19 protein-coding genes are annotated in these 13,513 nt (G+C 58.8%); 12 read left to right on the top strand and 7 right to left on the bottom strand.

Annotated features, from left to right (window positions below):
• Positions 1–37: 37 nt before the first annotated feature.
• Complete coding sequence (locus ACI2I1_RS00845; RefSeq protein WP_404677526.1) at positions 38–718, bottom strand: hypothetical protein; 681 nt, start codon at positions 716–718, stop codon at positions 38–40.
• 12 nt (positions 719–730) lie between these two features.
• Positions 731–1,126, bottom strand: a complete 396-nt coding sequence (locus ACI2I1_RS00840; RefSeq protein ID WP_221541358.1) for a DUF2177 family protein — start codon at positions 1,124–1,126, stop codon at positions 731–733.
• Positions 1,127–1,189: 63 nt separating this feature from the next.
• Between ACI2I1_RS00840 and ACI2I1_RS00835 the strand changes: the two genes are divergently transcribed.
• From ACI2I1_RS00835 to ACI2I1_RS00780, 12 genes are all read left to right on the top strand, one after another.
• Positions 1,190–1,444: an exodeoxyribonuclease VII small subunit gene (locus ACI2I1_RS00835; protein ID WP_404678307.1), complete on the top strand. Its 255-nt coding sequence runs from the start codon at positions 1,190–1,192 to the stop codon at positions 1,442–1,444.
• Between the two features lie 21 nt (positions 1,445–1,465).
• Positions 1,466–2,356 carry a polyprenyl synthetase family protein gene (locus ACI2I1_RS00830; RefSeq protein ID WP_224812300.1) on the top strand — a complete coding sequence of 297 codons (891 nt, stop codon included), beginning with the start codon at positions 1,466–1,468 and terminating at the stop codon, positions 2,354–2,356.
• Positions 2,356–2,868, top strand: a complete 513-nt coding sequence (gene coaD, locus ACI2I1_RS00825) for a pantetheine-phosphate adenylyltransferase (RefSeq protein WP_404677525.1) — start codon at positions 2,356–2,358, stop codon at positions 2,866–2,868. Before ACI2I1_RS00830 ends, coaD begins: the two co-directional genes overlap by 1 nt.
• 80 nt (positions 2,869–2,948) lie before the next feature.
• Positions 2,949–3,629 (top strand): peptidylprolyl isomerase, encoded by a 681-nt coding sequence (locus ACI2I1_RS00820; protein ID WP_404677524.1) that lies wholly within the window; start codon positions 2,949–2,951, stop codon positions 3,627–3,629.
• Between the two features lie 37 nt (positions 3,630–3,666).
• Positions 3,667–4,695 (top strand): tRNA preQ1(34) S-adenosylmethionine ribosyltransferase-isomerase QueA, encoded by a 1,029-nt coding sequence (gene queA, locus ACI2I1_RS00815; RefSeq protein ID WP_404677523.1) that lies wholly within the window; start codon positions 3,667–3,669, stop codon positions 4,693–4,695.
• Between the two features lie 10 nt (positions 4,696–4,705).
• Positions 4,706–5,653, top strand: a complete 948-nt coding sequence (locus tag ACI2I1_RS00810; RefSeq protein ID WP_404677522.1) for an ABC transporter ATP-binding protein — start codon at positions 4,706–4,708, stop codon at positions 5,651–5,653.
• A complete protein-coding gene (locus ACI2I1_RS00805; protein ID WP_404677521.1) occupies positions 5,650–6,414 on the top strand; it encodes an ABC transporter permease in 765 nt (254 codons plus the stop codon). Before ACI2I1_RS00810 ends, ACI2I1_RS00805 begins: the two co-directional genes overlap by 4 nt.
• A gap of 149 nt (positions 6,415–6,563) precedes the next feature.
• Positions 6,564–7,109, top strand: a complete 546-nt coding sequence (locus tag ACI2I1_RS00800) for an outer membrane beta-barrel protein (protein WP_404677520.1) — start codon at positions 6,564–6,566, stop codon at positions 7,107–7,109.
• 96 nt (positions 7,110–7,205) lie between these two features.
• Positions 7,206–8,156 (top strand): YdiY family protein, encoded by a 951-nt coding sequence (locus ACI2I1_RS00795; protein ID WP_404677519.1) that lies wholly within the window; start codon positions 7,206–7,208, stop codon positions 8,154–8,156.
• Entirely contained in the window at positions 8,156–9,292 is a 1,137-nt protein-coding gene (tgt, locus tag ACI2I1_RS00790) for a tRNA guanosine(34) transglycosylase Tgt (RefSeq protein WP_404678306.1), read from the top strand. Before ACI2I1_RS00795 ends, tgt begins: the two co-directional genes overlap by 1 nt.
• A complete protein-coding gene (locus ACI2I1_RS00785; protein ID WP_404677518.1) occupies positions 9,289–9,984 on the top strand; it encodes an SDR family NAD(P)-dependent oxidoreductase in 696 nt (231 codons plus the stop codon). Before tgt ends, ACI2I1_RS00785 begins: the two co-directional genes overlap by 4 nt.
• On the top strand, positions 9,981–10,706 hold the full coding sequence (locus ACI2I1_RS00780) for a M50 family metallopeptidase (RefSeq protein WP_404677517.1): 726 nt from the start codon (positions 9,981–9,983) through the stop codon (positions 10,704–10,706). The genes ACI2I1_RS00785 and ACI2I1_RS00780 overlap by 4 nt, the downstream gene beginning before the upstream one ends.
• A gap of 3 nt (positions 10,707–10,709) precedes the next feature.
• On the opposite strand, the gene ACI2I1_RS00775 is transcribed toward ACI2I1_RS00780, so the two are convergent.
• From ACI2I1_RS00775 to ACI2I1_RS00755, 5 genes are all read right to left on the bottom strand, one after another.
• A complete protein-coding gene (locus ACI2I1_RS00775) occupies positions 10,710–10,880 on the bottom strand; it encodes a hypothetical protein (protein WP_224811772.1) in 171 nt (56 codons plus the stop codon).
• Between the two features lie 133 nt (positions 10,881–11,013).
• Positions 11,014–11,628, bottom strand: a complete 615-nt coding sequence (gene rpsD / locus ACI2I1_RS00770; RefSeq protein WP_404677516.1) for a 30S ribosomal protein S4 — start codon at positions 11,626–11,628, stop codon at positions 11,014–11,016.
• Between the two features lie 175 nt (positions 11,629–11,803).
• Positions 11,804–12,445, bottom strand: coding sequence for a phosphoribosylanthranilate isomerase (locus ACI2I1_RS00765; protein WP_404677515.1), 642 nt, complete (start codon positions 12,443–12,445; stop codon positions 11,804–11,806).
• A 10-nt stretch (positions 12,446–12,455) separates the two neighbouring features.
• Positions 12,456–13,130: an orotidine-5'-phosphate decarboxylase gene (pyrF, locus tag ACI2I1_RS00760; protein ID WP_404677514.1), complete on the bottom strand. Its 675-nt coding sequence runs from the start codon at positions 13,128–13,130 to the stop codon at positions 12,456–12,458.
• Positions 13,127–13,489, bottom strand: a complete 363-nt coding sequence (locus tag ACI2I1_RS00755; RefSeq protein WP_404677513.1) for a DUF1049 domain-containing protein — start codon at positions 13,487–13,489, stop codon at positions 13,127–13,129. Before ACI2I1_RS00755 ends, pyrF begins: the two co-directional genes overlap by 4 nt.
• Between the last annotated feature and the right edge of the window lie 24 nt (positions 13,490–13,513).

The raw sequence follows: 13,513 nt of genomic DNA, 5'->3' as shown, positions 1-13,513 counted from the left end.
TAAAGGGGCAGGCGCGAAGGCGCAATAACCATGCGGGTCAGAGTGGCGGGCTGGCGACGCCGAGGCCGATTTCGCTTTTATGCCAGCGCGTCGAATCAGTCCAATAGGCGATCGCGGTGAGTATCGCGAAAGCCGCCATGGCTGTCAGCGGCAGCGCAACCGAATATTCGGTGGGTTGCGGTGCGAGCCAATTGAGCAGCTGAAACCCCAGCATGCTTCCTATCAGGATGAGCGGTGGTACCGGCGGACCCTTTGTTGCCCGGACGTACCAGACGAAGGCGGCCAGTGTTATGCCCAGTTCCCGCGGAACCTCGATCCAGGGGTAATTCCAGAGGCCGAAGCCGAACTTTTCCTGTCCGCCAAACAAGGTCAAATCGGGGCGATGCACAAGCAGGTCGAGAAACCAGTGGCTCAGGACGACTATCGCGGCCCAGGTACCTGCCACCAGATTGCGCGACCATCTGCCGACCAGTAGACCAAGGGCAAGCGCGAAAGCGGCGGTGCCGAGCAGGCTGTGCGTATATGGCATGGTGTGCAGGTCCAGCGGGCTCATCACGGTGATCCCAGGCACGATCTCGCCATCTTCCAGTCCGATCATGAACAGGGCCATAAACGCCCAGTCGGTAAGTTGGGCGGCGACGAACAGAGTTCCGAGTTTCGGCGCTTCACCGGTGATGGCGCGTGCGGCGAAAGCCGGGGCAAAATGACCGATGAACATTATCGGCCGCTCCTATGCCAGTTTCGATGCGGCGAGGGTCGCGGCGGTCGCCGCAAATGCTGTGGCCGCGGCGCCCCAGCAGATGTCCACGACCGTGACTGTGGTGGACCAGTGGCGCATGGTCGCCTGATTGGTCAGATCGTAAGTCGCATAGCAAATTGCACCCAGCAGAGCGCCGTTGAGTGCCGCCGAACCCAAGCCACTCGCCAGCCCTGGGCGAACTGCGAACCATACGATAGCCACGATATAGGCAAGGTAGAAGACAAGCGCCGGCACGATGCGGAAATTCTCTGCGAGAATGTCGCGCAACCGCGCCCGGTAGAAATTCGGGCCTGCCCATTTCAGCCAGACGGCGTCCAGCGTGCCGAACGCCACGGCGGCCGCTATGATAGCGACAATCCACGTCATATCCGCTCCCCGTGTTTTGACCTTCTTGACCGCGCGCCTGCGTCCCGTCAATGCTCGCCCATGATGACAGAAGGCCAAGACAAACCGATTGCGGATATGAGCTTCGAAGAGGCACTCCGCGCGCTCGAAATCACCGTGCGTGGCCTCGAAAGCGGCGATGTCCCGCTTGATGAAAGCATCGCGCTTTACGAACGCGGCGAGGAGTTGCGCAAGGCATGCCAGAAGCGGCTCGATGCGGCGCAAGCGAAGATCGACAAGATCGTGCAGGGCAGCGATGGCAAACCTTCCGGCACCGTGCCCTTCGATGCGGAAAGCTGAGGCGTGAGTGCGGTGACCACGATGCCGGATCTGCTCGCTGAAGCTTTCGAAGAGGTTCAGCGCGACGTCGATGCCGCCTTCGATGCCTTTCTTCCCGTGCCGCAGGATACCCGTGCCCAGCTAGTAGAGGCGATGCGGTATGCTGCGATCGGTGGCGGGAAGCGTGTTCGTCCACTGCTGGTATGCGCCACCGCCAGGCTCTTCGGAGTAGATCGCGATGCGGCCGTCGCAGCAGGCTGCGCGGTCGAAGCCATTCATGCCTACTCGCTCATTCATGACGATCTGCCCTGCATGGATGACGACGATCTGCGCCACGGCAAGCCAACGCTGCACAATGTCTATGACGAGGCAACCGCTGTCCTAGCGGGCGATTGTCTCCATGCGCTGGCATTCGATATTCTCACCATGCCAGGGACAAGCAGCGACCCTTTCGTGCGCAGCGAACTGGTGACCACACTTGCCAAGGCAAGCGGCCATGAAGGGATGGCAGGCGGCCAGATGATGGATATCGTATCTGACGAGCAGTCTTACGATCTGCGGCAAGTCACTCGCCTGCAGCAGCTGAAAACCGGCGCCCTGCTCGCCGCAAGCGTGGAGATGGGAGCGATCCTGGGCAGGGTGCCGCCAGAAGGCCGAACCCATCTGCGTGCTTATGCCCGCGATATCGGGCTTGCATTCCAGATCGCGGATGACCTGCTCGATGTGGAAGGCGACGAGGCAAAGGCAGGTAAAGCGCTGCGGAAGGATGAAGAGCAGGGCAAACAGACTTTCGTGACGCTGATGGGGCGTGACAAGGCCCGTGCGCAGGCGGAGATGCTGGTCGATCAGGCGGGCGACCATCTGGCTGGCTATGGTGATGAGGCGCGGGTCCTCATCGATCTGGCACATTTCGTCGTGAAGAGAGATCACTGATGACTGAACGGATCGGCATTTACCCGGGAACATTCGACCCGATCACACTTGGTCATGCCGATATCATTAGGCGTGGCAGCAAACTTGTCGACAGACTCATAATTGGTGTGACAACCAATCCCTCCAAGGATCCCATGTTCTCCACCGAAGAACGTTTCGACATGGTCGAGCGAGAGATAGCGGCCATGGGTCTTGGCAATGTCGAGGTGGTCGGTTTTAACGCACTGCTGGTTAAATTCGCCCAGAAAATGGGAGCATCCGTCCTGATCCGGGGGCTGCGCGCCGTCGCCGATTTCGAATATGAATATCAGATGGCGGGGATGAACCAGCAGATCGACGACGACATCGAAACTGTTTTCCTCATGGCGGATGTGTCGCTTCAGCCAATCGCATCCCGGCTGGTAAAGGAAATCGCTTTATTGGGCGGTGATATCACCCCGTTCGTCAGCCAGGACGTGTGCGAAGATGTCATCGCGAGGGTGCAGGAAATGGGACAGCTGGGGGACTACTGATAGTGTGCGCCAAACCATTCATTGAATGGACAGCGCCCGCCCGCTAGGGCGTCCTCCACATAGGACAATTCGACGGAAATATGATGCTCAAGTCTTCGTTCGCTCTTGCTGCTGCCGCGCTTGTGGCAATGGCCCCGATCGCTGCCACCGCTCAGGAGGCCGAAACCGCTGCGCCAGCTCGCAAGGTCTACGATCCGATCAATTACAATCTGAACGAAGATCTGGAAAACATCCTGTTTCTGGATCTCTCGAATGGCGAGCGTGTGGGCGTGCGGCTCATGCCAAGCTGGGCGCCCAATCACGTCGAGCGGATCAAGACCCTGGCGCGTCAGGGTTTCTATGACGGTGTCATTTTCCACCGTGTGATCGATGGCTTCATGGCCCAGACCGGCGATCCGACGGGAACAGGGCAGGGCGGCAGCGAGCTTCCCGACCTTGAAGAAGAGTTCAACCCGATGCCGCATGTGCGCGGTACCGTTTCCATGGCCCGCGCCGCGAGCGAGGACAGTGCGAACAGCCAGTTCTTCCTCGTATTCTATCCGCGTTTCAGCCTCGACAAGAAATATACCAATTTCGGCCGCGTGATTTCCAACATGGACGCTGTTGATGCCATCAATCGCGGAGAACCGCCCGCAAATCCGACGCGTATACTGCAGGCTTCGCTGGCATCGGAAAACAAGATCAAGCCGGCCGCAGCGCCTGCCATCATGTCCGATGCGCCAGTAACGGCTGATGATTTGAACGCGCCGATCGAAAACTGAGTTTCCTAGTGCGCAGCCAGCGTTTAGAGGCGCTGGCATGCGTGTCGACCTCTTCGATTTCGATCTTCCGAATGAACGGATAGCTCTTCGTCCAGCGCGGCCGCGCGATGCGGCGCGAATGCTGGTGGTCCGGGGTGATGATCCTTTCGCGGACGCCCATGTACGCGACCTTCCCGGCATGCTCGAGCCGGGGGATGTCCTCGTGTTCAACGATACGCGGGTAATTCCCGCGCAGCTCGAAGGCCGTCGGGGCGAAGCGAAGATCGGAGCGACGCTGCACAAGCGCGTGGACCTGAGGCGCTGGCAGGCATTCATCCGCAACGCCAAGCGCCTGCGCGTGGGCGAAGTCGCCGAATTCGGCGGCGGAGTGACGGCAATCGCGGAAGAGCGGCTGGCTGATGGCAGCTTCATTCTGTTTTTCGAAGGCGAGGAGCCGGTCGAAGTTCTGCTTGAGCGGGCGGGGACCATGCCCTTGCCGCCGTACATCGCAGGCAAGCGGCCCACCGATGCGCAGGACCGCGAAGATTATCAGACGATGTTCGCGAAAGAGGATGGCGCCGTAGCGGCGCCTACAGCAGCGCTGCATTTCACCGATCGGCTGATGGGGGCATTGGCAGATCGCGGCATCGCAACCGAGACACTGACCCTGCATGTCGGCGCGGGGACTTTCCTTCCCGTGAAGGCCGAGGATACCGAAGATCACCAGATGCATTCGGAATGGGGCCGGATCGAGCAAGACACCGCCGACCGCCTCAACGAGGCTCGCGGACGCGGAAATCGTGTCATCGCAGTCGGGACGACCAGCCTGCGTCTGCTCGAAAGCGCGACGGGCGAAGACCGCGTCATCCGTCCTTTCGCGGGCGACACGGACATCTTCATTACCCCAGGTTACACATTTCGCGCCATCGACGGCCTCATGACCAATTTCCATCTTCCCAAATCGACGCTTTTCATGCTGGTCAGCGCACTGATGGGACGTGAGCGCATGCAGGGAACCTACGCACACGCCATTGCGGAAGAATATCGCTTCTATTCCTATGGTGACTCCTCGCTCCTGCTGCCGTAACTGAGCGCGAATGCATGAACCCATCCTCGAGCTCGACGGTCTTTCCAAAACCTATCCCGGCGGGCTGAAAGCGCTGGACGATGTGAACCTCACAATCCGCAAAGGCGAGATTTTCGCGCTTCTTGGCCCGAACGGCGCCGGCAAGACGACGCTGATCGGCGCGGTTTGCGGGCTGGTACGGCCGACCGATGGCACTATTCGGGCTTTCGACAACGATCTGGCGACGGACTGGCGCAAGGCGAGGGCGAGGATCGGTCTCGTGCCGCAGGAACTGTCGACCGACATGTTCGAGCCGGTCAAACACGCTGTGGCTTATTCGCGCGGGCTTTTCGGTCTCGCACCCGACCCGGCGCGAATCGAGGAAATCCTACGCAGCCTCAGCCTGTGGGACAAGCGCGATACGCGCATCATGGCTCTATCGGGCGGGATGAAGCGCCGCGTTCTCATCGCCAAGGCGCTGGCGCACGAGCCCGACCTGCTTTTCCTCGACGAACCGACCGCCGGCGTCGATGTCGAACTGCGCAAGGGGATGTGGGCCATCATCGACCAGATGCGCGACAAGGGGGTCACCGTCATTCTGACCACGCATTATATCGAAGAGGCGGAGCAAATGGCCGACCGTGTGGGCATCATCCGGAAGGGCCAGCTGATCATGGTCGATGAGAAGGATGCGATGATGGCGCGGCTTGGCCGGACCGAGGCGCATATCACACTGGCAGCGCCGCTGAAGGAACTGCCGCCTTCACTGGCGCAATATCCACTCGAACTGGAGCAGGATGGAATGGCACTCTGCTATCGTGGCGGCGACGGGACCGGGCGCGGGAAGGGCGAGGTGGCGGATATCACGAAGGCGCTGATCGCCAGCGGTATCGACTATAACGGGATCGATGTGCGCGAAAGCAGCCTGGAGGATATTTTCGTCTCCCTGCTGGGCGAGAAAGAGGAGCAGGCGGCATGATCGGCTGGCGCTCCACCTGGTCGATCTACACCCGCGAACTTTTTCGTTTCCTGCGCACCGCGTTTCAGTCGGTGCTGGCGCCCGTGCTGACGACTTCGCTCTATTTCATCGTTTTCGGTGCGGCTATCGGCGGGCGGATGCCCGATCTGGGCGGAGTCGATTATGGCGCCTTCATTATCCCCGGCCTGCTCATGCTGACGCTGCTCGGCGAGACGACCAGTAATTCCAGCTTCGGCATCTACATGCCGCGTTTTACAGGCACGATATACGAGTTGCTCAGTGCACCGATCGGAGTAGCCGAGACCTTAATCGGTTTCGTGGGGGCAGCGATGACGAAGAGCCTGATACTTGCCGCAATCATCCTGCTGACAGCGTGTCTGTTCGTCGATTATTCAATCGCACACCCATTTCTCGCAGTGCTCTACATCATGTTGGTGGCTGCATCGTTCAGCCTGTTTGGTTTCATCCTTGGCATCTGGGCCGACAGTTTCGAAAAGCTCGGTATCATTCCGTTGCTTTTTCTCACGCCGCTCACGTTCCTCGGTGGCACATTCTACTCAATCAATATGCTACCGAAGCCGTGGGATACGATCGCGCTGGCCAACCCGATCGTCTATCTCGTCAGCGGTTTGCGGTGGACCTTTTACGGCAACAGCGACGTCAATATCTGGGTGAGCTTCGGCATCACTGTGGCATTTTTGGCGGCATGCATCGCGGTGATAGCCTATATTTTCAAAACCGGATGGCGCTTGCGAGCGTAACCTTTGACATAGGTTCGCACGCAGTTCATGGTTATGTAGTCAAAATGCAACAGTGTTGCACAAATGATTTCTGACCCTTGAATGACCCCACCTGAGATTTCTATCTGCGCCGCGCTCGGATATCCGGGCGTGAATACAGGATAGAAATAATGAAAAAGATTGCACTCTTCGCAGGAATGGCTGCTGCAGCCGTCGCTCTTCCGACCGCCGCTCAGGCTCAGCAGGCTGAACCTTTCGTCGGCGTATCCGGCGGCTACCACGACCTCGGCGCAGACGACGTCGACGAAGAATTCGACATCGATGTCGAAGATTCCAGCGCAATTCTCGGTATCTTTGCTGGCGCAGACTTTGCTGCCGGATCGAACGTTTTCGTTGGTGTCGAAGGTAACTACCACTTCGGCTTCAGCGCGATCGACAGCGAATACGGCGCATCTGCACGTCTCGGCTTCCGCGATGCCGGCGGTGCGAAGTATTACGTGCGCGGTGGCTACCAGTGGGTCGACCTCGACGTTGCTGAACTGACGGGCGTTGACGAAGATATCATAGACGATCTCGACATCGACGACACCGGTGGCGACTACCTCGTTGGCCTCGGCGCAGAATTCCCCATCGGTGGCGCATCGCTCCGCGTGAACCTCGACACCATCGCGTTCGACACCATTCGCGCGACTACGGGTGTTGCTTTCAACTTCTGATTGCACGACTTGCCAATCGGGGCGGGCCTCTCACGAGGTCCGCCCTTTGTCGTGAAGGGCTGGCGATTCCCTGGCTTACTCGCTATTCGCTCGCCCATGCCTCGCCTCCGTTTCCTCACACTTCCCATAGCGCTTGCATTTCTGTCTACTCCCGCCGCAGCGGAATTGCCCGAGGGCGTGCGCGCGATGATCGACGCGGCGATCGCCACTGGCGATACCAACAAGCTTTCGACCGTCCTTGAACTGGCGCGCAGCACCTATCCCGATGAAGGCGAGACAATCGACGCCATCCAGGCAGAGTGGGCCGCTTCGCAGGCAAAGAAGCTGGCGGAAGCCCAGGCCCAAAAGGAAGAAGCGATTCGTCAGGCGGGTATCTTCGATCGCTGGAGCGGTGAAGGTGAGCTTGGAGGTTTCCATTCTTCCGGCAATACCGATAGCGTCGGTATCGCGGCATCTCTCAAGCTCGAACGTAAGGGTCTGGAATGGACCCACCTCTTGCGCGCTCGCGGGGATTATCAGCGCCAGAATGGCAGCACCAGCAGAGAGCAGTTCCTCGCCGCCTATGAACCGCGATGGCAGTTCAGCGACGACATGTTTATTTACGGACTGGCTCAATATGAAGGCGATCGACTTCAGGGTTTTGATGGCCGCTACGCTGTTTCAGGGGGGCTGGGTTACAAGCTTCTCGATCGTGAAGGGCTCAAGCTCTCCATCAAGGCTGGACCGGCCTGGCGGTTGACCGACTTCAGTGATGGAGGGAGTGCGAGCCGGATAGCAGGGTTGTTCGGTGCGGATTTCGACTGGCAAATCGTCGATGGGCTGACGTTTACCCAAGATGCCAATGCGGTTGCCGAGGGAGGGGGAGAGGTCCAGGTACTTGTCGATGGCAACAACACCAGCGTGAACCTCGTCACCGGTCTCGACTATCGGATAAGCTCGCACCTGCGATCACGCCTATCCTATGCGCTGGATTACAACAGCAATCCGCCCGCAAATTCGGTGTCTACCGATACCGCGACCCGTTTTACCGTTGTTTACGGCTTCTGATCATGCAGCGATTTACTTTCGACATTCACGCGCGCGATGGTGCGTCTCGCACCGGTACCATCCGGATGATGCGCGGTGATATCCGCACACCGGCATTCATGCCTGTAGGAACCGCAGCCACCGTCAAGGCCCTGAAACCTGAGACTGTCCGCAAGACCGGCGCAGACATCATATTGGGCAATACCTATCACCTCATGCTTCGCCCCGGAGCTGAACGGGTGGCCCGGTTGGGCGGCCTGCATAAGTTCATGAACTGGCATCGCCCGATCCTCACCGATAGCGGAGGGTATCAGGTGATGAGCCTGTCGGACCTCCGGAAGCTGACAGAGAAAGGTGTCGAGTTTCGTAGCCATATCGATGGTTCGAAGCATATGCTGACGCCTGAACGCAGTATGGAAATTCAGCGTTTGCTCGGAAGCGATATCGTCATGGCCTTCGATGAATGCCCGCGGGCAGATCGCCCCCCTGACGAGATTGCCGCGAGCATGGAAATGAGCATGCGCTGGGCGAAACGTAGCCGCGAAGGTTTCGACAGCGGCGTCGAGCATGCAGAGCGCGCGGCCCTGTTCGGAATTCAACAGGGAGCGCTCGATCAGGAATTGAGGAAGATCAGCGCGGAAAAACTCAGCGAGATCGGATTTGACGGCTATGCGATCGGCGGCCTTGCCGTGGGCGAGGGGCAGGAGGCGATGTTCGCCACGCTCGATTTCGCGCCGGGGCAATTGCCGGATGAAAGCCCCCGTTATCTGATGGGTGTTGGCAAGCCCGACGATCTGGTCGGCGCTGTCGAGCGCGGTGTCGACATGTTCGATTGCGTATTACCCAGTCGATCCGGCCGAAATGGGCAGGCGTTTACGTGGAATGGCCCCATCAATTTGCGCAATGCGCGGTTTGCTGAGGACCAGGAGCCGCTCGATGCCCGCTGCAAGTGTGATACCTGTTCGACCTATACCCGTGCCTATTTGCACCATCTGGTCAAATCGCAGGAAATCTTGGGTGCGATGCTCATGACGGAGCATAATATCGCATTCTATCAGCAACTGATGCAGACAATGCGCGATGCTATCGCGCAAGGGCGTTTCGCTGATTTTGCGAGTGATTTTCGAAGCGATTATTTGCGAGATCGGTCGGCGTGAGTTGGACCCGTGCAGCGGTGATTGGCGCATCGGGCGGCATTGGCGCGGCGCTTGCCGATGCTCTTGAGGGCTGCGGCACCGAAGTAGTCCGCTTTTCCAGGGTCTCTGCCGGGCAAAATCATTTGGACCTTACCGATGAGAGCAGCATTGCAGATGCTGCAAAACTAGCTGCTGGAGACGGACCGCTGGATCTCGTCCTTGTCGCGACTGGTTATCTTCACGGCGAAGCCGGTGGCCCAGAAAAGGACTGGCGCCAGATTACTGGCGATGAATTATCCCGCAACTTCGCCATCAATGCGACTGGCCCTGCATTGGTGGCCAAGCATTTCCTTCCCTTGCTGGCTGAAGATCGGCGAGCTGGTTTTGCTGCATTGAGTGCACGAGTTGGAAGTATTTCCGATAATGGCCTGGGGGGGTGGTATTCCTACAGGGCGAGCAAGGCTGCTCTGAACATGCTTGTTCGCACGCTATCTGTTGAATTAGCACGCAAAAAACCCGAGGCGTTCTGCGTCGGTCTGCATCCGGGCACTGTCGATACCCGTCTGAGCGAGCCGTTTCAAAGAGGGGTGCCTGATGGCAAGCTCTTCACGCCGGATCGTGCTGCGCACTATCTGCTCGGTGTGCTGGGTGAGCTGACTCATGAAGATAGCGGCCGATGCTTTGCTTGGGACGGCAAGGAGATTACGCCATGAGCCGGGGCCGGTCAGCCTTTCGGACCGAGGCCGATCGGCGGGAGGTTACTCTGCTGATCATGATCGGAGTAATCACGATCTTGCTTTGGCACTCGCCCTATGGCGCTTACCTGCTCTATCCCTTCAGTATACTGGCGACATGGTTCCACGAAATGGGGCACGGTCTGGCAGCGATGGCCTTCGGCAGCCAGTTCGAGCGACTGGTCATCTTTTCCGATGGATCAGGCTACGCTCTCTACTACTCTGCCGAGCAGCAATCGCGTGTCGCCATGGCGAGCATAGCAGCAGCAGGCTTGCTCGGGCCGACGGTCGCTGGTTGCCTGCTCATTCTTGCATCGCGCAACCACCGGACAACACAGATTGCTCTCTTGGCGCTCGGTGCGGCGCTGCTCGCATCGACCTTGATCTGGGTTCGCTCGACGACGGGATGGGTAATCCTGCCTTCGATCGGCGCGGCGCTGCTCATCATCGCGCTTAAAGGCCGCCCATCGCATAAACGTCTGGCGGTGCAGTTCCTCGGTGTTCAAGGATGCATTTCAATATACCGGGACTTCGGATATCTTTTCAGCGAAGGCGGCAACTTGGGCGGGCGGCAACAGCTTTCCGATACCGGTCATATCGAGAGAGCGCTTTTTCTTCCTTACTGGTTCTGGGGTATCGTTATCACCGCGCTCATAGCGATCATGGTCTTCTACGCCCTGAAACGCGCGCATCTGCGTTGACGATCAGCCCGAAGCCTGTTCCCGCATCTCGAGGACAGTGCCGCGATAGGCAATGAACTGTCCCAGAGCGTCGGTAAAACCGGCACCGATGCGATTGGCTTGGCGCTGGGCCTCGGCGAGCGAACTGTACCATTTTCCCGTTCGGGAACGAGTGACAAATCGATACTGTGTCATAGCGTTATACAAACGCTGCCAGAGGCGCGGAGTTTCCTCCAAGTGCCTGAAAATACGACGAACCGTTCGATAATGCGCCAAACAAAAAGGGCGGCCCCGAAGGACCGCCCCTGATGTTCGATTTTCGGCAGTCTTAGCGCGAATAGAACTCGACCACGAGGTTCGGTTCCATGGTGACCGGATAAGGAACTTCGTCGAGCTTCGGCACGCGAGTGAAGGTTACCTTGTCGGTGCCATCGGGCGCCACGTAGTCAGGAATTTCACGCTCGGGCAGGCTCTGTGCTTCGATCACAAGCGCCATATCCTTCGCCTTGCTGCCGAGGCTGACAACATCCCCGACCTTTACGCGGGCCGAAGCGATGTTGGTCTTCACGCCGTTGAGATAGATGTGGCCATGGCTCACGATCTGGCGCGCAGCGAAGATGGTCGGTGCGAACTTGGCGCGGTACACGACCATGTCGAGACGCTGTTCAAGTAGGCCGATCAGGTTCTGACTGGTGTCGCCTTTCATGGCCGACGCCTCCTTGTAGGTGCGCTTGAACTGCTTTTCGGTCACGTCGCCGTAGTAGCCTTTGAGCTTCTGCTTGGCGCGCAGCTGCAGGCCGAAGTCGGACATCTTGCCCTTGCGGCGCTGGCCGTGCTGGCCGGGGCCATACGAACGCTTGTTGACCGGAGAATTCGGACGACCCCAGATGTTTTCGCCCATCCGGCGGTCGAGTTTGTACTTGGCGCTCTTGCGCTTCGACATAAGTCTTTCCTTCAATTTGCTGAGCCATCCCCCCGATCTCGACATGAAATCGGCGGTGGCCATCCAACCCGGTTTCGCACCGACACACTCATTAAAGAGTGCGGCGCGGCCACCGCTTCACCGGGGTGCGGGGCCAATTAGCGAAGGCGCGCGAATAGCAGGAAATTCGGCAGCGTCAAGCTTTGCGCACCGCTTCGCAGAACGCAGATATCCGGGTAGGATCCTTCAATCCTGGGCCAGTCTCTACGCCGCTCGACGTGTCGACCAGCGGAGCTCCGGTTTCCGAAAGCGCACGGCCGACATTTTCCGGTGTCAGCCCGCCGGCCAACCCCCAACCGGGCCGACCTCGCCAGGTTTCAAGCAGGGACCAATCGAACCGTAAGCCCATGCCGCCGGGAAGTGCAGCGTCTTTTGGTGTTTTTGCGTCAAAGAGAATGAGGTCAGCCGCATCGTTAAATGTTCCGGCCCCCGTGATGTCGCCCGCGCTCGCGACCGAGATCGCTTTCCAGACAGGCAGATTAAACCGTCTTCTGATCTGTGCCGCGCGGGCCGGGCTTTCCGATCCGTGAAGCTGTATCGCGTCAAGCCGAGCGGCCTTTACCGCATCCGCAATTGTTGCATCGTCCGCATCGACGAACAGACCGACCCGGCCGATCCGTGAACCCCCACGCATCGCCAGAGATCTCGCTGCATAACTGTCGACATGACGAGGGGAGGGCGGGAAGAAAACCATCCCGAAGAAGTCCGCGCGCGCCTCGATGCATGCGTCGAGCGCTTCAACGCTCGAAATACCGCAGATCTTTATCAAGGTCTGCACAGTTGAACCTTCAGAGTGTCGCTTCGATCGCACGAGCGGCTTCGGCAGGGTTATCGGCCCGGCTGATCGGACGCCCTATGACAAGCACGCTTGCGCCATCATCACGGGCCTGTCGCGGCGTCACGACACGCTTCTGATCCCCGACAACACTTCCTTCGGGACGCAGACCGGGCACAACGAAAAATCCATCTTTCCACTGCTCGTGCACCGCCTTGATTTCGTGGCCTGAACACACGACCCCGTCCAGGCCTGCTGAGTGAGCCGCATCGCTCAAGCGCATGACATAGTCATACGGGGTTCCGGGAACTCCCATCGCTTTCAAGTCCCGTTCGTCAAGGCTGGTAAGCATGGTAACGCCAACGACCTTCGTATTTTCCCCAGCCGCAGCCTTGGCATCTTCCATCATGGCAACTCCGCCACAGGCATGGACGGTAACAATCGATGGTTCCAAAACGTGAATGGCTTGCATCGCCCCGGCGACAGTATTCGGAATGTCGTGCAACTTGAGGTCGAGGAAGATCGGAAGCCCAAGCTGGGTGAGCATGTGCACACCGTGGGCCCCATGAGCATTGAAAAATTCCAGCCCGAGCTTCACGCCGCCGATATGCGCTTTGGCTTTCTCCGCAAGTGAAACCGCATCATGCAGACGCGGCATATCGAGAGCGAGATAGATGGGGTTGCTCATGATTTCGGGGTCGGTTCAGGTTCTACAGGGTTTGAAGGTTCGGGCGGGCGATTCCGCTCGGAGTTTTCTGGCCGGACCGGTGCCGCCGGTCTTGCTTCGGTTTTGGGTGAGGTCATCTTTGTCGTTGCCGTTTCCAGGGCAGAAATTCGGCGCGATTGTCTCCAGTGAACCCCGCGATGATAAAGCCACATGGGAACGAGGCCGAACAGGAACGAGACGACTACAAGCGCGGGCACACGGGTGTCCCAGACGATGCCAGGCCATATCCGCACATCGATCTGCTTATCCCAATTGCCGAATGAAAATGCCAGGATTCCCACGAGAAGCAGAACCCAGAGTATCGTGCGTACAAATTGCATGATCGCAAGTCTCCCCGATCTTAT

Origin of the sequence: Qipengyuania sp. NPDC077563 (assembly GCF_044901345.1) — a bacterium.
GTDB classification, from domain to species: Bacteria; Pseudomonadota; Alphaproteobacteria; order Sphingomonadales; family Sphingomonadaceae; genus Qipengyuania; species Qipengyuania aestuarii.
Note: the sequence above shows the minus strand (reverse complement) of the source record. Positions and strands in the feature narration are given on the sequence as shown.